The organism is Reichenbachiella sp. 5M10 (assembly GCF_002742335.1).
In the GTDB taxonomy this organism is placed as follows: domain Bacteria; phylum Bacteroidota; class Bacteroidia; order Cytophagales; family Cyclobacteriaceae; genus Reichenbachiella.
Window position 1 is genome coordinate 3,166,043 of sequence record NZ_MDGR01000007.1, and the last position, 23,528, is coordinate 3,189,570.

Sequence of the window (23,528 nt, forward strand, 5' to 3'; positions counted from 1 at the left end):
AGGTCATCCCTAATTCTCTAGTCTTTCAAGTCCTTTGACAACTACCCTAGATGCACATATGACTAGCGAAGACAAGCCTCACATCCAAGAGCAATCAAATAGGCCCGCAGAGCCACAGTACTCACCAATACGTCTCCATGTCTAGGCCTCAAAAAAACTGTAAAAACTATCTGCAACAAAACTCACCCATTCTTGTCCCTTCGGTCAATAATCTAATCTATTTTTGAACTCATGGATATTACCATCGAAAACATACTTCTGATTGGGTCACTGCTCCTACTGGCCAGTGTCGTTGCAGGCAAGACGTCCTACAAATACGGTATACCGACGTTGATACTCTTCTTGATCGTAGGCATGGCCGCTGGCACAGATGGCTTGGGTATCGAGTTTGATGACCCACAACTTGCGCAGTTTATCGGAATCGTATCGCTCAATTTTATTTTGTTTTCGGGAGGACTAGAGACCAACTGGGGCAGCATCAAACCTGTGCTTTGGCAAGGCATCTCCCTCTCCACAGTAGGTGTACTGCTGACGGCTACACTGATGGGTATTTTCATCTGGCTCATCACCGATTTGAGTATCTACGAAGGCTTACTCATGGGAGCCATCGTTTCTTCCACGGATGCAGCAGCAGTATTCTCCATTCTCCGTTCCAAAAACCTCGCGCTCAAAAACAACCTCCGCCCTACCCTCGAGCTCGAAAGCGGAAGCAATGACCCCATGGCCTATGTCCTCACCATTGCCTTTTTGGGACTGGTCATCAACGAAGACCTAGGACTCTGGTCCATTGTCCCTTTGTTTTTCAAACAAATGCTCATCGGTGGATGCAGTGGACTACTGTTTGGCAAGGTGAGCAAATACACCATCAACAAAATCGAACTTGGGTTTGAAGGACTCTACCCCGTACTAGTCATCGCCCTGATGTTCATTACTTTCTCTGCTACAGATTTCATCGGAGGCAACGGCTTCTTGGCGGTGTATCTATGTGCAGTCTATCTCGGCAACCAAAACATCATCCACAAGAAAACCATCCTCAAGCTATTTGATGGATTGGCATGGCTCATGCAAATCATCCTCTTTTTGACACTTGGATTGTTGGTGTACCCATCTCATGTGTTACCCTTTGTCGGTATTGGCATTTTGGTTTCCGTGTTCCTTATTTTTGTGGCCAGGCCACTCAGTGTATTCCTGAGTCTGAGCCCATTCAAGATGAAAATGAGACGCAGATTCTACGTCTCATGGGTGGGACTCAGAGGAGCGGTCCCGATCGTCTTTGCGACCTATCCGATGCTCGCTGGCATTGACAAGGCAGATATGATTTTCAATATTGTATTTTTCATCTCCTTGACGTCTGTCATCATCCAAGGCACCTCTCTATCGTTGGTTGCCAAATGGCTCAAGGTAGCACTGCCAGAAGCTGTCAAACGAAAAACTCCCGTAGACCTACTCCTCTCCGAAGATGCTAAAACTGCCATGGCAGAAATTGAAATTCCAAGAAACAGTTTTCCCGTAGGGATGAAAATAGTAGATATCAAGTTTCCAAAATCAACCATCATCGCAATGATCAGCCGAGACAGTAAGTTCATCACACCAAGTGGAGCCACAGTCATAGAAGCCAAAGACATCCTCATGATCCTCTCCGACAGCCAAGAAGGCATCGCAGCGGTATACGACCTACTACAGATCAAAAAACAACGCGCACGCTGACCTTAGCTACTGACCCGGTCGATTCCTACGGATGATTTGATGCCACTGAGTACGGATTTCCACCAATAGGCAAACTCTGATTTCTTGGCTTCTCTCTCAAAGCTGATGTCCCCCTCCCGATAGTTGTTCTTGTTTGGATCGTTGCTCTTGCGTACAATGAAAACATTCGCCAAAAACGAACTCACCTCCTGCTGTCTACTCTGATCTCTGGTCTCAGGATCTATCAGTCGAAATGTCAAATCCTCATAATGCATATTCATACGACCTGATGACTCTTGAGCTTGGTATTGAAAGGCAAAATCCAAATGCTGGAGCCTTCCAGAGCGGATTTCTAATCCCACTCCAGGAATGGTCATGGAATTGGCCTGTGCAAAATCCATCGCTCCCAACTCCCCTGATACTCGACATGGAATCGGAGAGGAATTCAACTCAAAATGCGCCTTCAACTTACCCTGTCCGAGCAAAACTGCCTGTGCATCCATGACGAGAGGTTTCTGATCCATAGATGAGATATGGTAAAGTGTCGCATAGAGATTTGTAAAAGACACCTTGCCTGGAGCACTCGCATCTGGAAACAATTCCTCATGAACGATCGTTGATTTGACAATACTCACCGTATCGATCTGAAACTTGACTGGGGCGGACTGGATCCAATCCGCAATCAGTTTCTGATCCGGCTTATCACCAAAAGGAAGCCGCTTATTTTTGTAAGACAGCAAGTGGCACGTATCGATATCTATACGCTGACACTGAATTCCCTTGTCTGCATGCATTTGACTCAAATCCAAGCCCTTGACGATGAGATCTGGAATACTCAAACTCAGGCGTCCCTTCTGATAGGGATACTTCCTCGCATATTCCTTTTTGGTCAACTGCGACTTCCAAGTGATATTCTGAGCAGAGAGATTGCCTGTATTGAGATCTATACGAATCGTATCAACTCGTGCCGTCGAGCTATTTTGATGGATATCATAGACCAGCTGGCTGACAGTGACTTCTCCCTTGTTGGCCCCTACTCCCGCTTCGTACTGCAGCGAGTTGGTCGCAAAAGCCAGTGTCAGGTGCGACGAGTCCTTCTGCATGAGATCGACCGAGCCATGTGCTACATCCCAGTCTCCCACGAATATATCTATCGCACCTTTATCCTTGTTGGCTGCCATCAAACTGTCTGGTAAGAAATTGAGCTCGATACTGAGGGTATCCAGCGATACCTCCTCTGCTGCGAACCCACGCGCAGCAAACAAACTCAGTAAACCGATTTTCTTGATTGCTAGATTGGTACAGGTCAATTCGCCAAGCTGAGGACTCACTACATGTAGACGCTCAAAAAACACCGTACGAGAAAACAGACTGAACTCTGCCCCTGTAGACTCGACCTCTATATTGTTTTTTTTCATCCGCCGCTCTATGAAGTAGCCGATATTGCTTTGCGCCAAATAAAATAATCCTGGTATCACCACAAAAAAATAGATCAAAAAGACCCTCTTCGCTCGTTTTGTTTTCATAGAATGTTCGTCAGTGCGTCCCAGTAAGATAAAACCTCGCTGCGGCAAATACGAAAGCGAGCGAAAAAACCTCACAAAAAAAGCACCCTTCCTTTGAAGGGTGCTTTTGGGTGTCCAACTACGAAGGAGCAAAATTCCCCCCTTCGTCAGGTGGGTGTATATAAAGAGAGATTATTTCATCAACGGCCCCTGAGGATACCAGCAAGTACGGATATGGCCAGCAATACTAAGGCAATGAAAAACACGATCTTCGCTGCGCCTGCTGCGGCTATCGCTATGCCGCCAAATCCGAAGACTGCGGCAATGATCGCTACGATAAAAAATGCTATGGCTAATCTAAACATCGTTCTGTTGATTTGGTTCTGTTGGTCATATTGAAAAAGGCATGCCAAACCAGTGAAAACACCCCTCACAAGGTCAAAACAAACGTTTCTCTCCCTCAGCCCATCACCTTCTCTCGAAGAAAACTCCGCACTATGGGGAAATCTCTCCCCACGATACACACAAAAAAGCACCACTCGCAGGAGTGATGCTTTTAAAACTAACTTCTATTCTAGATTATTCATCTTGAATGCATCGTACACACAGCCCTGTATTCAAATGCATATGGTCAACATTCATTTCTAGATCGTCAAAATTCAATCTCATCACATAATTATCTTCAGGATTAATTTCCCAATAATCTCCCGTCCACCACGCTCCATAATCACCGACATCACTTGGGTACTGATAGCCAAACCTCCCGCTAGGCTCTCCATTGAAGCACACGTCACTTGGAACAGTCACATTCAATGGGTTCCACAGACTGGAAACTGACTTTAATTTACCTCCAGCATCCGCGCCTAGATAATCACGCAAAGTCTCAAACTCTGCTCTCGATGGCAAATGCCACCCCAAAGGACATATCTGATCCGCCGTATATCCATCATAGTATTTCCCAAAAGCAGGGTTGTCCGCACGAATAGAGAGCCCATATAGCAAAGGGGTTCCGTCATTTAACACTTCAGCATTCATGTTCTCTGCCATCCATGTTTGTGTGCCGATCGTCACATATCCATACTCTTGACCATCGCGGGGGTCGACAAATACTCCATCGAAACAGCTCCCCGTACTCAAATCAATATTCACTTCGCTGACCGCTTCAGATATAATCAAGTTTATCCCAATTTCTCCATCGTTGAGTGTGGCATCCACATTGATATTGTACTGTGTCTTGGGTTGGGGGTTTTCAATAATCGTCGAGAGGGTCTTTTCTACTGTACTCCCACTTGTTCCAGAATAACTCAAATAAACAACAACTTCTAGGTCACTATTGACATTGAAATAACCAGGACGAATTTCTCCCATAGCATATACCAAAGTAGCTTCCCTACTTGTCACTCGCCCTTGATACAAATCAAACGTACTCGAAACATTCTCGGAATACAGAATGGCAACCTTACAATTTGCCAACTCGGCAAAAACATAAACCTGCGTAAACTCCTCCTTGTCAATCTTAAAATTATCTGATCTCCCGTAATAATATGGGCTTTCAAATCCAGCATCCACGAGGTTATTACTATGAACTACGACATAGTACTCTCCTGTTGCCAAAGGAATGCTCGTTGGCATAGATGAATAGGGGTCAAATTCTAATACCAAATTATCATTGGCGTCATAAATCATCACAACAAAATCATCCGTATTCACAGCGTTTGTTCTAGTATTGGCTTCACTCTCCTCTACATCCAAAGACAGCCCTAGTTCCAAATAACCTATACTTTCAGGGTCTGGTGAAGAGGATTCTTGATCGCAAGCAAAAACAACAAAAATTAGTAAGAAAAGAAATAACTTTTTCATAGTTAAGGTGGGTTTGGTTAAATATGTATAAAATGACCTCTTCTTGTCTACAATATCAATCCCCATATCTTGGTATTCGCACATAACCCACTACAAAACAAGTAGATACACACAAAAAAAGCACCACTCGCAGGAGTGATGCTTTTAAGCTTTTTTCTATCAAAGGAGGTCAATCCATAGACTTCACTTCGCTGTTGAGAGTTTCGATGGTAGCTTTTGCGTCACCGAAGAGCATCTTCGTTTTGTCATGAAAGAAAAGTGGGTTTTCTATCCCCGAATACCCTTTATTCATGCTTCGTTTGAGGACTATTACATTCTTGCTCTTGAGAATCTCCAACACAGGCATTCCATATATCGGACTACTCGGATCGTCTAATGCCGATGGGTTAACCACATCATTGGCTCCCACGACGAGACAAACATCCGTATCTGCGAATAAATTATTTGCCTCATCCATATCGATGAGTTTGTTGTACGGCACATCTGCTTCGGCTAGTAGTACATTCATATGACCTGGCATACGGCCTGCCACCGGATGGATAGCGTAGCTGACATTCACCCCGCGCTCGGTGAGACTCTTGTCCAGTTCCTTACAGGCTTTTTGTGCTTGTGCTACAGCCATACCATATCCAGGAATAATCATGACGTTGCTCGCGTAGCGCATCAGGATAGCTGTATCGTTGGCAGAGGTTTCCTTTACATCCCCTTCAGGGCCAGAACCAGCTGCAGCTGACGATCCGCCAAATCCACCTATGATCACATTGATCAACGAGCGATTCATGGCCTGACACATCAGTACGGTCAAGATCGTACCAGACGAGCCCACAAGGATTCCTCCAAGTAGCATGACCATGTTGCCATATACCACGCCAGCGAGTGCTGCAGCAATTCCTGTAAAGGCATTGAGCAAAGAAATCACCACTGGCATATCCGCACCACCGATCGGCAGCACAAAGGTAAACCCATAAATCAGTGACACGACAAGGATGACTATCGGCAAGTACTCTATCTGCCCCATCGCAATCACTTCATACATGATCAGTCCCAAACACAGTGCTAGCCAAATCAGGTTGAAATAGGAAGAGACGCCACTTTTCCAATCTTTGACTTTGCCACTGAGCTTGCCATAAGCTATCAATGAGCCTGTGAAGGCCACTCCACCTATAAATAACGCCATATAAGTCGTAGCTCTTGCGCCAAGACTACTGGTCTCTCCAAATTTGTACACCTCGATGATGGATATAGCCACTGCGCATGCTCCTCCAAATCCGTTGAACAACGAAACAAGTTCTGGTATAGCTGTCATAGCAACTTTCTTAGAGAACACCAACCCTACAACTGTACCAATCGCTAACGCAACGATGATCCATGCATAGTTGCCTTGATCTCCAGCTATCGGATCAAACATCGCCACCACAATCGCCAGCCCCATTCCAGCTGCCGCGATCAAATTCCCTTTGGCTGCCGACGCTGGGCTACTCATTCTCCTCAATCCGATGATCAATAGCACCGTCGAGAGGATGTATAATAAATTGATATACTGCATTATGATTTTTTCTTAAACATTTCCAACATACGGTTGGTCACTGCGTGCCCCCCTACTACATTAATGGTTGCCAGCACGATCCCAATCCCACCGATTGTCAATGACAAATAATCGTCACTTGCAGACTGCCGCACTAGAATGATCGCTCCGATGATCACGATACCTGAGATCGCATTGGAGCCAGACATGAGTGGTGTATGCAACACTGTTGGAACTTTTGAGATGACCTCAAAACCCAAGTATATTGTAATGATCCATAGATTAATGGTCAATACATTATCATTTAGATAATCTAAAATTTCTAACATTTCTATAAGGTATTAAGTAATTGGATTAGGCCGAAACCGCTTCTTTTTGACCTACTTTTAGTAGGGTCTTTGCTACGATTTCGTTTTCATACGGGATGTTTTCTTCCCCATCCTTGAGTATGAAACTCAAAAAATTGAAGACGTTATTGCTATAAACAAAACTCGACTGTGGCCCCATATGGTTGTACAACTTGGTATCCCCTATGACCTGTACACCATCAACCTCTACGGTCTCATTGTCTCTGGACAACTCCACATTGCCCCCACTCGCAGTTGCCATGTCGACGATCACACTCCCAGCTTTCATTCCTCTCACAGTCTTTTCCTCTATGAGGATCGGCGCCTTTCTTCCAGGTATATTCGCCGTGGTAATCACAATGTCCGCCTTCGTGGCTGTCTGGTGGATCAGTTCTTTTTGCTTGGTGATGTATTCTTCGGATTGTTCAATGGCATATCCTCCGGCAGAAGCATTCTCAGCAGCTCCTTCTACTTCGATAAACTTCGCTCCCAGGCTCTCGACCTCTTCCTTGACAGCAGAGCGCACATCAAATGCTTCTACCATAGCCCCCAACCTTTTTGCTGTAGCGATAGCCTGTAGTCCAGCTACTCCCGCACCAAGTACCATCACCTTGGCCGGCGGGATCGTACCCGCCGAAGTAGTCATCATAGGTAGGTACCCTCCAAAATGGTCTGCAGCCATCACAACTGCCTTGTACCCAGACAAGGAAGCCAACGAAGACAACACATCCATTGACTGTGCGATCGACGAGCGTGGCAACAAATCCAAGCTGTAAGCCTTAGCCTCCATCTCTTGAAGTGCCGTCAACAACGGTGACTCAACTCTACCACCAAATTTGCCGACAATCATTGCAGACTTTTTAACCTTGGCGAGTTCTTCAATATGAATACCCACCGCTGTGACCAGTACATCGGCTTGCTCCAAAATTTCACTTCTAGATGTGACCTTCACACCCTCTCCCTCGTACGCTGCATCCGAATAGTTGGATGCTGTACCGGCCCCCGATTCGATCCATACCTCAAAGCCACTCTTGGTGTACTTTGGCACGACCTTCGGAACTACCGCTACCAAATTCTCTTCAGTACATTTTAATACCCCTATTAGCATTACTGATTTTTTATGTTTTACAAAAGTTTAGCAACCTGATAAAAATCACTTTGGGAGTGTGTTGTTTCTGTCTTTTGGATTGCGAAGATATGCCTTTGATAAAAAAACTACGTAGTTATTATGTTAATAAATTAACAGTTTGTTTTAAACACTCAACAACAAAACTACTGACAAACAAATAGTTGCGAAAAAAGAAGAAACCACCTCCCATCGTACGAGAAGCATAGGTCATAAAATAGCGCAATAACCCACTCACGCCAATATACCCGATTCGGGGGATTACAATCCTACTCGAATACCCCTAATTTTCCGCTACATTTAACGCATACCTATATGATTACCATCGTTATTCTATCTTTAGGAGTTCTTGCTTTGCTCATCACACACTTCGTCCAAACCCATCAAAACAACGACAAAATCACTCACCTCAAAGCAGACATCTACAAGTACTACATTCGTAGTAGGTTTCAAGCCGTAGAAGTCGACACTATGCAAGGGATCATCAAAGAAAACGACTCCAAACGCAAAAAGGTCATCGATGAATTGCACGAGAATATTGGCAACAAAATCGTAGCGGCAAAAATGCACTTTGGAGCCATCCATCACGAAGCACTCATCAACTCCACTTATTTTCAAAAAGGGCACACGCTCCTCGACGAAGCGGTCAGCGACACACGTCAGCTTGCCTACAACATGTCGGACCAGGAGCTTTCCGAATTTAGTATCATCACCGCACTCAAGGACATCAAAAAATCTCTTGAACGTGACAATCAGATCAAGCTAGGTATCTTCTTTCACGGTTTGGACAAAAACCTCAGCAACGAACTCAATCTTCAGCTCTACCGCATGGTCCAAGAGCTCATCACCAATATCCTCACACACGCCTATGCAAGTCAAGTCACCGTACAACTCAACCGAAGAAATAATGAATTAATATTGACAGTAGAAGACGATGGTATTGGATTTGACCCACAACAGATTAACTTTATCAAAGGAAATGGTTTCGGACTGAAAGGAATCGAGCAGAACCTCAGCCAAATTGACGGCAAGGTATACATCGATTCTCACCCCGGTCACGGCACCACTGTTACTATCGAAATACCAGACGCCGCATGATAAAAGTACTGATCGCAGATGATCATGAAGTAATTGTAGAAGGGCTGAAAGCCCTGCTCTCTGGAGAGCCTGAATTAGAAATCGTCTCTCATGCCCACAATGGCCATCAAGTATTGGCTCAACTCGAGATGAATGCAATCGACGTAGTACTACTGGACATCAACATGCCCGAACTAGACGGCCTAGAAACTACCAAGTTGATTCGTCAGGATCACCCCAAAGTAAAAGTTCTCATCCTCTCGATGTACAACAAGCCAGAGTTCATCCGTCACCTCATCGAAATCGGAGCGCATGGCTATGTACTCAAAAATACGCCAAAAAAAGAATTGATTGAAGCCATCCAAAATGTACACCATGGCATTGAGCATTTTAGCGAGGAAATCAAGGACACGATCATGAAGAACCTCAAAACCAAGGGACACGTGGGAGAGGCCTACTTGACCGATCGCGAACGTGACATCATCCGTCTACTTGCAGACGGCTTCACCACCAACGAAATCGCAGAAAAGCTATTCATCAGTGTACACACCGTAGACACGCACCGCAAAAACCTACTCACTAAGCTCAACCAAAAAAACATTGCCTCTCTGATCCGCTATGCGGTCGAAAAAGGCTATGCTGGCAAACAATTCTAGTTTCTACCCTTCCTTTTGTGGTACCGCTTTCCCTTACCAAAAGTGGCTCCTTTCCCTTTTTTCTTTGCCTCCCCTTCTTTCTTGACAAAAGGTTGCTTTTCAAGTACATCACGTACGATCCTCCCACCCAGGAGTTTTTCGACCAAGTCTCGTCTGTTCTTGTTGATTAGTTTGTCCTTGATCCGCTGCTGATACTCTTTTTTATGCCAGAAAAAGAACATGTGCTGCGCCCGCTTTTCCTTCTCTGTCTTAGGCACATACATGCGTTCCATGGTGTAGGGGTGAAAACCCGAATAATAGATCACAGTCGCTACGGTCATCGGAGTAGGTGTAAAATCCTGCACCTGCTCCAGCATGAACCCCATATCCTTGGTCTCTGCTGCCAAATTAGCCATATCCTCTTCCTTGCAGCCTGGATGACTTGAAATGAAGTAAGGAATCAATGGCTGCTTCAAACCGTTTTTCTTATTGTAGAAGTCATACTTCTTCTTAAAATCATGAAAATGCTTGAACGATGGTTTTCGCATCACGCGAAGTGTATCGTCTGCCGTATGTTCCGGAGCGACCTTCAAACGCCCAGAGACATGACGTGTCACCAGCTGTTCCATGTACTCATCGATACTGTTGTTTGCATTCTTGTTGTAGCTTTCGACCAATAGATCATAGCGAATACCACTCCCAACAAATGCCTTTTTGACCTTTGGGTGTGCATCTACTTTCTTGTATAGCTCAGTCATAGAACTATGGTCTGTATCCAAATTGCTACAAATCACCGGGTGTATGCATGACGGACTCACACATCGATCACAGATCTCCTGCACCTTACCCTTTAGCCCATACATGTTGGCCGATGGTCCACCCAAATCTGAAATATACCCCTTGAAATCGGGCATAGAAGTAACTTGGTCCACTTCCTTCATCACCGACTCCTTGGATCTACTGGCGATGAACTTGCCCTGATGAGCAGATATCGTACAAAAACTACATCCCCCAAAACACCCCCTGTGCATGTTGATCGAGAACTTGATCATTTCATAGGCTGGGATAGGTCCACGCTTCTTATACTTGGGATGGGGCAGACGCGTATAAGGCAAATCAAATGACTGATCGATCTCGCTCTCCGTCATCGTATAGTAAGGCGGATTGATAATCACATGGTAGTCATCCGTATCTTGAACGATCCTATTGGCATTGAGCTTATTGGACTCCTGCTCTACGTGTTTGAAATTCGAAGCATAAGACTTCTTGTCTCGAAGGCACTTTTCGTGACTATTGAGTACAATAGTTTTCCAATCTACTTCGGGTAGATCCTCTTTTCGATCGGTCAACACACTCGTTTGTGGTATGGTCTTCAGTTGATCAAACGGAACACCCTTTCCCAGCAATCTCAGAAGATCACGCAAAGGCTGTTCGCCCATACCATACACCAGCATATTTGCTTTGCTATCGACTAAGACTGATGGCATGAGCTTGTCTGACCAATAGTCATAATGTGTCACGCGACGCAAACTCGCTTCCACTCCACCGATCACAATCGGTACATCAGGGTATAGTTTCTTTAGGATATTCGAATAAGTAATCGTCGCATAGTCTGGACGAAAACCCGCTTCTCCACCTGGTGTATAGGCATCATTGGATCGCTTGCGTTTGTTGGCAGTGTAGTGGTTGACCATCGAATCCATACAGCCAGAGGTCACTCCAAAAAACATCTTGGGCTTCCCAAACTTTTTGAAATCACGCAAATCATCTTGCCAATTGGGCTGAGGGATAATCCCTACCTTGTATCCCTCACTCTCAATGATACGCCCAATCACCGCGCCACCAAACGACGGATGATCTACATAAGCATCTCCTGAGACGATTACTACATCTAGCTCATCCCAGCCGCGCTCCAGAACTTCCTTCCTGGTGATGGGCAGCCAATCCGTTATGGGTCTTTGTGCGATCATAGTGCAAAGGTAGAGAAGTAAATGCGAATCCTTAGCTACTTACCCTACACAATAGCCATTCGGAGATGCTCTAGCCTTCTTCACCGTCCAGTTTCTCCCATATTGAGTAACCAATCGCCTCCATTTCATTCTTCCATAGGTAAATCCCCTATTCCTTCAAATACGGAATTCCTGTATTTACTTCATCCTGCCAAATCATGATATTTGTATTCAACCATTAAAATACAATGCTATGAAAGGATTAAAAAAATCAATCCTCTTTTATACCCTTCTTTTGAAAGCACTGCCTGTCATGCTTTATTTCTTGTTGGTATACTAGACCTTGACTATTTGTTCTTCCTCTTGGTAGGAGTTCGCAAATCTCAAATTTTCTTTGCTCACCACTTCTAGTGGCATGAACTGGTATTGCTTCACAGCAGCACTTGCTATCAGCTTCTTATACAATACCTGCACACTCAAATTCCCTTGTAGGGTAGGGTTTTGATCGATTATGAAATCCACAAAATCATCTTGCAATGTAGTAACATTGGGCTTGATCAAGTCATAGCCAATGATACGGGTCTCCATATCTGACAAACGATCTCCTGCCATGGCCACAATCTGATAACAACGAGAGTTGGGTACAAATAAATGAACATCCCCTGTACCTACCTCATCCAGCAAGGTCAGTAGACTCTCCTGATCCATCACGGCCAACTCCTGAATCATCGCCTGATCCCAGCCTTTGTCCTTATAATATTGATAAAAACCCTCAATACGCTCATCAATTGTCTTGTTAAAACTATCAAAGTCCGTGTATTTGAGAATCCAGGCAGGTTGCCCTTGTGCACATCCGTAGTTGATCAGACGTGCCGCCAAATAACCACTTTGCACAGAGTCTTGTCCAATAAAAGCCAAAGGTGCTACCTCTTCGAGGTTCGAATCGACAAACACAAACGGAATATTCTTAGATGTAAGTCTCTCGCAGATATCTGTCGCTTCCTTTTCCATCAAGGGAGCCAAGATCACTGCGTCTGGTTCGTCTCCTATGGCCAACGCAGCTTTGGACAAAAAGGAGCCTTGATTGCTTCTGTCAAACGGATAAAATTTCAGGACCATACCCAAAGACTCGTACTCTCCTGCTGCTTCTTCGATTCCCTGACGCTGTGCCTTCCAGTAGTCGTTATCCAACGGTAGTATTACAGCGATTTGGTAGACCTTGTTCAATTTCAAGTTACGAGCAAATACGTTGGTCGTATAGTTTCCTTCCTTCGCAATTTTTAGCACCAAATTCTTGGTTGCCTCCGCTACTTCCCCTCTTTTGTGCAACACCCGATCTACAGTCCCCACAGACACGCCAGCTTGTCTAGCGATTTCCTTGATGGTAATTCTCTTCATTGAGCCAAAGATGAAAAAAAACTTTCAATTAATTTGGAGCATCCCCAATTAATATTACTTTTGTGGACATTCGTGTTCGTACACGATACTTTCACCCTTCATTCGAAGGGCTTTTTTAGGAGACACACCGTGTTCGTACACGGTAAATGAAAACATTTAAAGAATATGAAAAAAGTAGTAACATTCGGAGAGATCATGCTAAGACTAGCACCACAAGGATTTTTGAGATTTTCTCAAGCCAATTCTTTTGATGTAGTCTATGGTGGTGGTGAATCTAACGTGGCTGTCTCATTGGCCAATTACGGAGTACCTGTTGATTTCGTGACCAGATTACCAAAGAATGATATTGGCGAATGCGCATTGATGGAAATGCGTAAAAGAGGTGTAAATACCGACAAAATTATATTCGGTGGCGACCGATTAGGCATCTACTTTCTAGAGACTGGTGCAGTCAGTAGAGGAAGTAAGGTAGTCTATGATAGAGCGCATTCATCTATGTCTGAAATAACTGCAGGCATGATTGATTGGAAGGAAGTGTTTGATGGAGCAGAGTGGTTCCACTGGACGGGAATCACTCCTGCTATTTCTCAAGGAGCAGCAGATGCATGTCTAGAAGCCGTCAAAGCAGCCAGCGAAATGGGAATCACCATCTCGACGGACCTCAACTACAGAGCAAAACTCTGGAAATATGGTGGAGACCGTGAAGCCATCATGACTGAGTTGACTTCATACTGTGACGTCATCCTCGGAAACGAAGAGGATGCAGAAATGCACTTTGGCATCAAACCAGAAGGTGTATCTGTACAAACAGAAGGACACAACGTCAAAGCGGAGGCTTTCCTATCTGTGTGTCAGCAGATGATGGAAAAATTCCCAAAAGCGAAAAAAGTAATCACTACGCTAAGAGGTTCAATCTCTGCATCGCACAACACATGGGCAGGTGTATTGTATGATGGCAAAACCATGCTCGAGACACGTCAGTACCAAATCACCGATATCGTAGATAGAGTAGGTGGTGGTGACTCATTCATGGGTGGATTGATCTATGGGTTGTTGAAATACCCAGAGGATGATCAAAATGCTCTTGATTTCGCAGTAGCGGCATCATGCTTGAAACACACGATCAAAGGTGACGCTAACTTAGTCACTGTAGACGAAGTAGAAAAACTAATGGGTGGCGATGCCTCAGGCAGAGTCGCTAGATAATATCTCCTAGATGGGGGCTGGTGATTGATTGCACTGTGCTTAGCACGCTTCCAGCCCCCCATTTTCACTCTCTACCCCTACAACCTTTCTCACATACATGTCACAAAAAACTGTAGCCATCATCTGCGGAGGAGGCCCCGCACCAGGAATCAACACAGTCATCAGTACTGTCGCCAAAATATTTTTGAGCGACGGATACAGAGTACTTGGAGTCCATGAAGGTTACAAAGGATTGATGTCTGACAACCCTAGATTGGTCAATTTTGACTTTTATTACGCAGACAGGATATTTAGTAGAGGTGGGTCGACCCTCTTGATGAGTCGATTCAAACCAAAAAAAGAAGACTTCAATACCAAATTCTTTGTGGACGAGAACGTCAACTTGTTGGTAACCATTGGTGGAGACGATACGGCTTCTACAGCCAACCGACTTTCCAAATTCCTCAAAGAGAACGATCTCGATGTATCCAACATCCACGTGCCCAAAACCATTGACAATGATCTCCCTTTGCCAGATCGCAATCCGACCTTCGGATTTCACTCAGCCAAGGACGAAGGAGTCAAAATAGGCAACACCATCTACGAAGATGCGATCACCAGCAACAACTGGTTCATCATGTCAGCAATGGGTAGGTCTGCAGGGCACCTGGCTTTTGGTATTGCATCTGCTTGTCACTTTCCGATGTTGATCATCCCTGAGATGTTCAACAAAACAAAGGCTACCTTAGAGAAAGTCGTAGCTCTAATCATCTCATCCATGCTCAAGCGCAGGATCATGGGAATAGACTATGGTGTGGCATTGGTCAGCGAAGGAGTTTTTCATGTCATTGATGAGCAAGAGCTCAAGGATTCGGGCATTTTATTCACGTACGATGCACACGGCCACCCTGAACTTGGCAATGTCAGTAAGTCCAATATTTTCAACGTACTCGTGCAAGAGCGATTGAAAGAACTCGGTTTGGTTATAAAGAGTCGACCCATAGAGCTCGGATATGAGCTTCGATGCTGCAGACCGATAGGTTATGACCTTACACTCTGTACACTGCTGGCCATCGGCGTAAAAAAACTCTACGACGAAGGTATCAGTGGATGTATCGTGACGACCAATTCACGTGGAGACATCACTCCTATGTACCTATCAGAATTCGAAAATAGTGATGGAATCATCCCCCCACGACTCGTGGATATCGATGCGGAAATCTCTAAATTAAGTTTCAAAAATCTACACTTCGTCAACGAAGGAGATTATGAAGAATTGGGAGAGTTAGTTAGCAATCCCGAACAATACGATTTTAACAAAATATTAAACTGGAAGTAAAAATGGCACGATTTACAAGAATAGACGTTGCGTTGAAAATGAAAGAAACAGGCGTAGTACCTGTATTCTATCACAAAGATCTCGAAGTGTGCAAACAGATATTGAAGGCATGCTACGACGGAGGTGCGAGAGTATTCGAATTTACCAATAGAGGTGACTATGCTCACGAAGTATTCGGCGAGCTCAACAAATATGCTGCAAAAGAAACACCAGAAATGATCCTTGGGATCGGATCTGTAGTGGATGCTGGCACGACATCACTTTACATCCAGTTGGGTGCCAACTTCGTCGTATCCCCTATTCTCAACCCTGAGATGGCCAAGACTTGCAACAGAAGAAAGATCGCTTGGTCTCCTGGATGTGGTTCATTGACAGAGATCTCTTATGCAGAAGAATTGGGTGCCGAAGTAGTTAAAATCTTCCCTGGATCACAAGTAGGGGGGCCATCGTTCGTAGCAGCTGTCAAAGGCCCATTCTCATGGTCTAGCATCATGCCTACAGGCGGAGTGGAACCAACGGAAGAAAACATGAAAGGATGGTTTGATGCAGGCGTACATTGTGTAGGCATGGGATCAAAACTATTCTCAAAAGATGCTAGTGGAAACTTTGACTATGCAGCAGTCACTGCGAAAGTGAAAGAGACTTTGGCTATCGCTAAAAAATTGATGAAATAGTAAAGCCCTCGCTCCACGCAATGGCCTTATACAAACACAAAAAAGATGCAGCTGAGATTTGATTGGGAATCCCAAGCATCTTTTTCAACAGACAGTAATTAGTAATTGTTTTTTAATTAGAGGCGATAATCTGCCGCCCTTACAGATTATCCAATTTGAAAAGCCACTCCTCGGAGTGGCTTTTTGCATCTATCAGCCACGTACCAAAAAAACGGGCCTATCAGTATATCTAGGAATAAAGATCAATATGCGACATTGAAACATTACCTCATAGATTCACAAGAGGTGGTTATATTAAGATAACGTAACGGATTTCGAACGATGAATCTTGAATGACGAAGTGATCCAAAAAGTTGCCCTTTCTACTTCCCACTTCATCGCTGACTCGCTTTCTAAACTGCCCACATTTATTGATTCTGGATACCGTCTCTCCAGACAAAGCTGGATCAGAAATCACCACGAAACAGCTTTCGAAATTTGATATTGACATAACACACTCGTTTACATAATTTTACAACAAAAACTACGTTACGTTTTTGCAGCATTTTATAAAACCTAAATCTTACCACCATGTATTACTCTTACTTAACCAAAACGATTACCCTTCTTCTATTCTTTATCTGTGCGCTATCCCTATCCAGCTGTATCGAAGATTCGGCTGACCCTGGAGTAGACGGCATCAACACACTTATCGATATGGACGCAGAGACCTCTGGTTCCAACTGTAGTAACGGAGGTCTAAAAATCAGTATCGGCCAAGACATGAATGGCAACCAAATCTTGGAAACTGATGAAATCCAAGTAGTAGATTATATATGTCATGGAAACGGGGGCAACAGTTCCCCACTTGCTTCTAAATCCACCCCTCTAGCTGCTGGAGAAGAATGTAGTGAAGGTGGAACACTCGTAGAAATTGGCAATGACATCAATGAAAATGGTATTTTGGACGAAGAAGAAATAGAAGGATCCTTTTTTTTATGTCATGGAACATCAGGTATTGATGGAAGCGACGGAACAAACGGCAAACACAGCATGATTGCCGTCTCAACAGAAGACCCAGGAGATCAGTGCTCCACTGGAGGAGTCAAAATCGAAACTTGGATAGACGAAAATGACAACAAGACCCTAGATACAAATGAGTCCAGTACCGTCTCCTACATTTGCAACGGCAGTGATGGAACCAATGGGTCTGACGGTATCGATGGGACGGATGGCTCTGATGGTGTCGATGGAACGGATGGTATCGATGGTGCTGACGGAAGCAGTGACGGTATATCGGAGTTCTATTTCACACAAGGAGTCAATGGATACAGCGGCGTGACAGAAGCACTCATCACTGACGCCATCACCTACATCCCATTCGCTAGTCTCGGTGCTGGCACCACCTATGGATACCCTAGTGACACTAGCTTTGTTTCAATTATCCGGTTCGAAGGACTAGAACAAATCGCCAAACAACTAAGCACTGACTATCACATCGTTGAAGCAACATTGTTTCTTCGAGGACAGTTGAATCAAACCTACTACGGCAACCAGCTCATAGTACAACACCTATTATATCCCACCGATGGCATCCTGTTTGGGTCAGATGCTAGCTGGACAGAACGTACCACCACTCCCCTTTCCACACCATGGTCCAGTGATGTCTTTTCTGCAAAAGACACCGACAGTTTCTATGATCTGTTTGACATGTATACAGGGGGATATTCTACACAAAGGTTTAGTGGGACAATCCCATTGGCATTGGACAGAAACCATGTCAGCTCATGGATTGATGGACAAAACCATGGTGTTGCTTTGAGCCTCACGGAAGGTCCCATCGAAGGAAATGAACTCTTGTCCATCGACGGATCAAATGACGAAGATATTTATAATCGTCCGACACTTTATATCAAAGTACAAGAGGTCACTACATCAGAAGCCCAAATCCGAGTCACGGGCAGGGAGACTTCTTGGTCTTCTCGCTCATACGAGCAAAAAATTGCGCCGCTTGCGAATAGACCTTAGATCATTTATGTACAGGTTTTTTTAGGACAAAGACCCTAAAAAAACCTGTACATTCTCCAGATCCTATCCCTCACTCCTAACTAACCACTGACAGCTCACACATCAATCGATAAATTGGCGTGTCTGATCGAAAGTTGAAACAATCTATATTCTGATTTATATAGATTTATGCGTTCAAAATTAACCAACTGTTCTTTGCAAAGAACCTAAACCATTTGCACCATGAATCTTTCTGTTCAAAAAATTGTACCCATACTTATTTTCTGCTTCGCACTCCTGACCTTTTCAAGTTGTATAGAAGAAGGCAATGGAGACCCTATCCCTGGAGAAGATGGCGAAAACGGACTCAATGCCCTCGTCGAGATGCAAGACGAAGCAGCTGGCGAAAACTGTAGCACTGGTGGTCTCAAAATCCTAATAGGACAAGACACAAACGGTGACTTACTACTAGACGAAACCGAAATTCTTTCTATCAACTACCTCTGTACCGTCACCAGTGGCAGTACGGGCGAACCCGGAGCTGATGGAGCCAGCCTATTGGCTCAATCCACAGTGGAAGATCCTGGCACCAACTGCAGCAACGGCGGTACTCTCGTCGAAATAGGTGCCGACAAAAACGGCAACAACACCCTAGATACAGATGAAATACAAACGTCATACTTTGTTTGTCATGGCCCTTCTGGCAATGATGGATCAAATGGAGAAGACGGAGCTGATGGGACAAATGGAACTGATGGAGCCAACGGAAACGATGGCACGAATGGTCTCAACAGTATCGTCAAGGCCACCGTCGAACTAGCTGGAGACAACTGCAGTGCAGGAGGACTCAAACTTGAAATCGGAATAGACGAAAATAACGATGATATTCTTAGTACTCTAGAAGTCACTTCCACCTATTATGTGTGCAATGGCGAAGACGGTACCGATGGAGTGGATGGCACTGATGGAGTGGACGGAGCTAGTGGTGGAGCCACTGGCCCTCAAGGTGATGCCGGCCTCAATTCACTTGTTCGCATCGATACCGAAGCACCAGGAGAGAATTGCCCCAATGGCGGCATCAGTATTCGTGTAGGACTCGACAACAATCAAAATGGCACACTCGATATTGGAGAGTACATCGGTGAAGCCCAGTACGTCTGTACTGGAGTCAATGGTGAGGATGGAGAAAACGGTACTGACGGTGCAAACGGCAAACACCCTATCGTGATCAGTAGCAGTGATACAGGCTGCACCAATGGCGGAACAACTATGACCTTTGGCATAGACACCAACAGTGATGGTTCTCTCCAGGTAGATGATGGAGACATCATCCTAGAGACAATCACAATATGCAACGGAACCAATGGCTCCAACGGACAGAGCGGTGACGATGGGTTCAATACCATCATAAGAACCAGTGCTGCGAGCTCTTGCCCGACTGGCGGCATGGATTATTTCTTCGGTAGGGATCTCAACCGAGACAACACCCTCCAAGTCGGAGAGCAAGAAGCTACACAAACAGTATGCAACGGGCTAAATAGCCTTGTCAAAGTCTCTACCTTCACAGGCAATGCAGGCAGCTGTAATACCAACGATGGAGGAATCCAAATACAAGTAGGTATAGATGACAACAACAACGGAACGCTCGAAGCAGGTGAAATAGACAACACACAATATGTGTGCAATGGAAACGATGGCACGAACGGTACTGATGGAGAAGATGGAAACTCTGACGGAGTATATGAGTTTTATTTCAGTGCAGGGCTCAGTGGATACACAGAAGTATTTGACTGCTCTATCAGTGGAGTCAACCCAGACTTGGGAGACGATGGAGAAACGATAAGAGTCGGTACTAATCAAGGCAATAGGATCAATGGACTCATACGATTTGAAGAAATAGAAAAAATAAAAGAAAAATTAGAAGGTTCGTTCACCATACTGGAAACTATCCTCTACGTCGAAGGCAAAACGGATGCAAAAAACAATATGGAAAATTGGATCGGTGTAAAAACACTACAAGCCTCTGGAAAACCATTTCAAGAGGACAAAGCCACATGGCACACCCGTGATGGCAGCACCAGTTGGACCAACGCAGAAGGATACAGCGCAGCAGATGCCAACGAGTATTCGGACATGTTTAGACTTCCTTCAAGTTTTGTATTTCAAGGCGTGATCCCGTTGTTGTTAAACAAAGCGGAAGTCACCAGCTGGATCGATGACCCTAGCACCAACGAAGGACTTGCCCTAGAAATGACCACTACGGCTGACGGAGCTTCTTTTTCAATCGACCTTTTCAGTTCTGAAGCAACCAAAGGTTTCAATTATTCGCCCACTCTCTACATCAAAGTTCTAGACGGCACTGCAGGCAAACGAAACAAAATGCTTTCCGATCAAGAGTACAAGGAAAACTGGGCAAACAAGTCTTACGATGAAAAAATTGCCCCGTTGCAAAACAGAAGGTAAAAGTAAAATTCGTCAGTTCACGAACGCATAAAAAGAGCCCACTCGACGATCGAGTGGGCTCTTTTTAGTTTTTCATTATACAGAAGAATCTACGATTGAATTTGCGAATAATGCACTGCTGGCAAATCTCTCAGGCGCTGTGCTGCAAACTCCGCAGTGATGTCCCGCTGCGGATTGGCAAACATCTCGTACCCTACCATGAACTTCTTGACCGTAGCTGATCTCAACAGCGGTGGATAAAAAGACATGTGCCAGTGCCACTCTGGATGCTCTCGGTTGTCATACGGTGCTTGGTGTATCCCCGCCGAATACGGAAAGGACATCTCGAACAAGTTGTCATACTTGATCGTCAAGTGCTGATACGCTTCTGCAAAAGCACGTCTTTCCTCTGCAGTCATCTCAATAATCTGCGCCATGCGTCGCTTCGGCAAGATCATCGCCTCAAACGGCCATACCGCCCAATACGGGATCAAGACCACCATGTACTCGTTTTCAAATAGGACACGCTCCTTGGCAGCTAGCTCCTGCTGGATATAATCCTCCAACAAATCGGCCTTATGATCCAATCGGTACTTCTCCTGCTGAAACTGCTTTTTCATCGGCTCGACAGGAATCGATTCTTGTGCCCAGATTTGGCCGTGTGGATGGGGATTAGAGCACCCCATCACACTGCCTTTGTTTTCGAAGATTTGGATATGATTGATGTAGTCAATCGCTCCTATTTCCTTGCATTGTTCGACCCAAAGCTCCACTACCTTTTCGATCCCATCGACATCCATTTCTGGTATGGTCAGATCATGTCGTGGAGAGAAACAGATTACTTTACACAGTCCTCTTTCGCTCTTGGATTGCAAGAGCCCCGTGCTCTCACCACCTGAGGGGATATCCCCTTGCAGCGCAGCAAAATCATTGGTAAAGACGAAAGTGTCCTTGTAATCAGGGTTTCGCTCTCCACCTATGCGCTCATTGCCAGCGCATAGGTAGCAGTTCGGATCATGCTCAGGTCGTCGCTCTTGCTCCAACTTCTCTACCTGGCCCTGCCATGGTCTTTTGGACCGATGCGGGCTTACCTGAACCCACTCCCCAGTCAGTACATTGAGTCTTCTGTGAGAATGTTCCTTTGAATCAAACATGTTTTATTCTTGTTTTATAATGTTACCAAAACATCGCATACAACACTGCGGTGAGTATACAGATGACAAATGCCGAAATGTTAAATACCGGATTGGTTTTGAACAATCCTTTGGTCAAGTCGATACCTTTTGGATCGTCCTTTCCTCCACCGGTCAACTGGCTAATGATCACGATCACAATCATTGTACCCACAGCGGTCAAACCCATCTGATTCATAAACGGCATACCCGGCACGAACTTGAATGCTATGGCTATCGGTACAGAGATCACCGCTCCCCATATCGCTGCTGCGTTGGTGGTTTTCTTCCAGAACAGCCCCAGTAGGAATACGGCCAAGATACCTGGACTCACGATCCCTGTATACTCTTGGATAAACTGAAACGCCTGATCGATTCCTCCCAAGAGAGGTGCCATGATACAGGCTATGATCAATGCACCTGCCGCCGCAAAACGACCTGTGTTTACCATTTGCTTGTCAGAAGCATTCTTGTTGATGTACTGCTTGTAGATATCCATCGTAAAGATGGTCGATGTAGAATTCAGCATAGAAGCCAATGACGATACGACCGCAGCTGTCAGTGCTGCGAATGCTATCCCCTTCAGTCCTGAAGGCAACAATTGCAGCAACCAAGGATACGCTTTGTCGGCTTGTCCTACACTTGGCAAATTGGACTGTGCGATTTCGCCCAACCTCGCCATCATGGCTGGATCATTGACGATCACATACGCAGCGATACCCGGCACCACTACGATGAATGGGATGATCAATTTGAGGAAGGCTGCTAGTGCGATACCTTTTTGCGCCTCGCCCAGTGACTTAGCTGCCAAAGTTCTTTGGATGATATATTGGTTGAAACCCCAATAGTAGATGTTGGCTACCCATAGCCCTCCTACCAATACCCAGATCCCTGGGAGGTTGGTATACTGCGAATTGGTCTCTTCCAAAATCATGTGAAAACGATCTGGTGCTGCGTCTATCAAATGTTTGAAGCCCACCATCATGCCTTGCCCATCAGACACAACGTTGAGTGCGAGGTAGGTCGTAATCAAACCTCCAAGAACCAAGAACACGACCTGGATCACGTCCGTCCATGCCACAGCGGACAACCCACCGTACAGCGAATAAGCCGCCGCAAACAAGGCCAGGCCAATCACACCGTACATCATCGGGATACCCATGATGGTCTCTAGTGCCAGCGAACCGAGATACAATACTGAGCTCAGGTTGACAAACACATACAAGGCCACCCAAAAGACCGCAAGGATCGTTTTGAGATTGGTACTGAATCGCTTTTCAACAAACTCAGGAATGGTATACAGTCCTTTTTCGATGAAAATCGGCAGGAAATACTTACCGACAATCAGTAGCGTAATAGCAGCCATCCATTCGTAGGATGCGATCGCGAGTCCCAGCGCAAAGCCCGAACCCGACATACCGATGAACTGCTCGGCAGAGATATTCGCTGCGATGAGAGACGCCCCTATCGCCCACCACGGCAAAGACTTGCCTGCCAAAAAATAGTCTTCTGCACTCTTTTCGTGCCCTTCTTTGTCCCGAGAGACAAATAATCCAACCCCCAAAATAACGGCGCAGTATGCGCCGAAAATAATAAAGTCTAACGTAGAAAAATTCATTTGT

At 45.1% G+C, this 23,528-nt stretch carries 19 protein-coding genes; 8 read left to right on the top strand and 11 right to left on the bottom strand.

Going from position 1 to position 23,528, the window contains the following annotated elements; all coding sequences use genetic code 11:
* The first annotated feature begins 231 nt into the window (after positions 1–231).
* On the top strand, positions 232–1,707 hold the full coding sequence (locus BFP72_RS12770) for a potassium/proton antiporter (protein WP_099599507.1): 1,476 nt from the start codon (positions 232–234) through the stop codon (positions 1,705–1,707).
* Positions 1,708–1,709: 2 nt separating this feature from the next.
* On the opposite strand, the gene BFP72_RS12775 is transcribed toward BFP72_RS12770, so the two are convergent.
* From BFP72_RS12775 to BFP72_RS12800, 6 genes are all read right to left on the bottom strand, one after another.
* Positions 1,710–3,212, bottom strand: coding sequence for a DUF748 domain-containing protein (locus tag BFP72_RS12775; protein ID WP_099599508.1), 1,503 nt, complete (start codon positions 3,210–3,212; stop codon positions 1,710–1,712).
* 179 nt (positions 3,213–3,391) lie between these two features.
* Entirely contained in the window at positions 3,392–3,556 is a 165-nt protein-coding gene (locus tag BFP72_RS12780) for a DUF1328 domain-containing protein (RefSeq protein WP_099600781.1), read from the bottom strand.
* A gap of 214 nt (positions 3,557–3,770) precedes the next feature.
* Positions 3,771–5,051, bottom strand: coding sequence for a DUF4493 domain-containing protein (locus tag BFP72_RS12785; protein WP_158233398.1), 1,281 nt, complete (start codon positions 5,049–5,051; stop codon positions 3,771–3,773).
* A 169-nt stretch (positions 5,052–5,220) separates the two neighbouring features.
* On the bottom strand, positions 5,221–6,597 hold the full coding sequence (locus tag BFP72_RS12790) for an NAD(P)(+) transhydrogenase (Re/Si-specific) subunit beta (RefSeq protein ID WP_369824114.1): 1,377 nt from the start codon (positions 6,595–6,597) through the stop codon (positions 5,221–5,223).
* Complete coding sequence (locus tag BFP72_RS12795; RefSeq protein WP_099599511.1) at positions 6,597–6,905, bottom strand: NAD(P) transhydrogenase subunit alpha; 309 nt, start codon at positions 6,903–6,905, stop codon at positions 6,597–6,599. Before BFP72_RS12795 ends, BFP72_RS12790 begins: the two co-directional genes overlap by 1 nt.
* Positions 6,906–6,930: 25 nt before the next feature.
* Positions 6,931–8,031, bottom strand: a complete 1,101-nt coding sequence (locus BFP72_RS12800) for an NAD(P) transhydrogenase subunit alpha (protein WP_099599512.1) — start codon at positions 8,029–8,031, stop codon at positions 6,931–6,933.
* Positions 8,032–8,364: 333 nt separating this feature from the next.
* Here BFP72_RS12800 and BFP72_RS12805 point away from each other — a divergent pair, with 333 nt between their 5' ends.
* Positions 8,365–9,147 (top strand): sensor histidine kinase, encoded by a 783-nt coding sequence (locus BFP72_RS12805; protein WP_099599513.1) that lies wholly within the window; start codon positions 8,365–8,367, stop codon positions 9,145–9,147.
* Positions 9,144–9,782, top strand: a complete 639-nt coding sequence (locus BFP72_RS12810) for a response regulator transcription factor (protein ID WP_099599514.1) — start codon at positions 9,144–9,146, stop codon at positions 9,780–9,782. Before BFP72_RS12805 ends, BFP72_RS12810 begins: the two co-directional genes overlap by 4 nt.
* Here BFP72_RS12810 and BFP72_RS12815 read toward each other — a convergent pair.
* Both BFP72_RS12815 and BFP72_RS12820 read right to left on the bottom strand, forming a co-directional pair.
* The gene (locus BFP72_RS12815) at positions 9,779–11,728 is read right to left on the bottom strand and encodes a YgiQ family radical SAM protein (protein WP_099600782.1); all 1,950 of its coding nucleotides are present in this window, start codon (positions 11,726–11,728) and stop codon (positions 9,779–9,781) included. The two genes, BFP72_RS12810 and BFP72_RS12815, sit on opposite strands and share 4 nt — an antisense overlap.
* A 318-nt stretch (positions 11,729–12,046) precedes the next feature.
* The gene (locus tag BFP72_RS12820) at positions 12,047–13,108 is read right to left on the bottom strand and encodes a LacI family DNA-binding transcriptional regulator (protein WP_099599515.1); all 1,062 of its coding nucleotides are present in this window, start codon (positions 13,106–13,108) and stop codon (positions 12,047–12,049) included.
* A gap of 165 nt (positions 13,109–13,273) precedes the next feature.
* On the opposite strand from BFP72_RS12820, the gene BFP72_RS12825 reads away from it, so the two are divergent.
* From BFP72_RS12825 to BFP72_RS12835, 3 genes are all read left to right on the top strand, one after another.
* Complete coding sequence (locus BFP72_RS12825; RefSeq protein WP_099599516.1) at positions 13,274–14,314, top strand: sugar kinase; 1,041 nt, start codon at positions 13,274–13,276, stop codon at positions 14,312–14,314.
* Positions 14,315–14,411: 97 nt separating this feature from the next.
* Positions 14,412–15,632, top strand: coding sequence for a 6-phosphofructokinase (locus BFP72_RS12830; protein ID WP_099599517.1), 1,221 nt, complete (start codon positions 14,412–14,414; stop codon positions 15,630–15,632).
* Between the two features lie 2 nt (positions 15,633–15,634).
* Positions 15,635–16,306 (top strand): bifunctional 4-hydroxy-2-oxoglutarate aldolase/2-dehydro-3-deoxy-phosphogluconate aldolase, encoded by a 672-nt coding sequence (locus BFP72_RS12835; protein ID WP_099599518.1) that lies wholly within the window; start codon positions 15,635–15,637, stop codon positions 16,304–16,306.
* Positions 16,307–16,595: 289 nt separating this feature from the next.
* Here BFP72_RS12835 and BFP72_RS19015 read toward each other — a convergent pair whose 3' ends face one another.
* Positions 16,596–16,796, bottom strand: coding sequence for a hypothetical protein (locus BFP72_RS19015; RefSeq protein ID WP_143520063.1), 201 nt, complete (start codon positions 16,794–16,796; stop codon positions 16,596–16,598).
* A gap of 80 nt (positions 16,797–16,876) precedes the next feature.
* Here BFP72_RS19015 and BFP72_RS12840 point away from each other — a divergent pair, with 80 nt between their 5' ends.
* Positions 16,877–18,313 carry a hypothetical protein gene (locus BFP72_RS12840; RefSeq protein ID WP_099599519.1) on the top strand — a complete coding sequence of 479 codons (1,437 nt, stop codon included), beginning with the start codon at positions 16,877–16,879 and terminating at the stop codon, positions 18,311–18,313.
* 222 nt (positions 18,314–18,535) lie between these two features.
* Positions 18,536–20,755 carry a hypothetical protein gene (locus BFP72_RS12845; RefSeq protein ID WP_099599520.1) on the top strand — a complete coding sequence of 740 codons (2,220 nt, stop codon included), beginning with the start codon at positions 18,536–18,538 and terminating at the stop codon, positions 20,753–20,755.
* An 89-nt stretch (positions 20,756–20,844) separates the two neighbouring features.
* On the opposite strand, the gene BFP72_RS12850 is transcribed toward BFP72_RS12845, so the two are convergent.
* Both BFP72_RS12850 and BFP72_RS12855 read right to left on the bottom strand, forming a co-directional pair.
* Positions 20,845–21,888 (bottom strand): UDP-glucose--hexose-1-phosphate uridylyltransferase, encoded by a 1,044-nt coding sequence (locus BFP72_RS12850; protein ID WP_099599521.1) that lies wholly within the window; start codon positions 21,886–21,888, stop codon positions 20,845–20,847.
* Positions 21,889–21,910: 22 nt separating this feature from the next.
* On the bottom strand, positions 21,911–23,524 hold the full coding sequence (locus BFP72_RS12855; RefSeq protein ID WP_099599522.1) for a sodium/sugar symporter: 1,614 nt from the start codon (positions 23,522–23,524) through the stop codon (positions 21,911–21,913).
* Between the last annotated feature and the right edge of the window lie 4 nt (positions 23,525–23,528).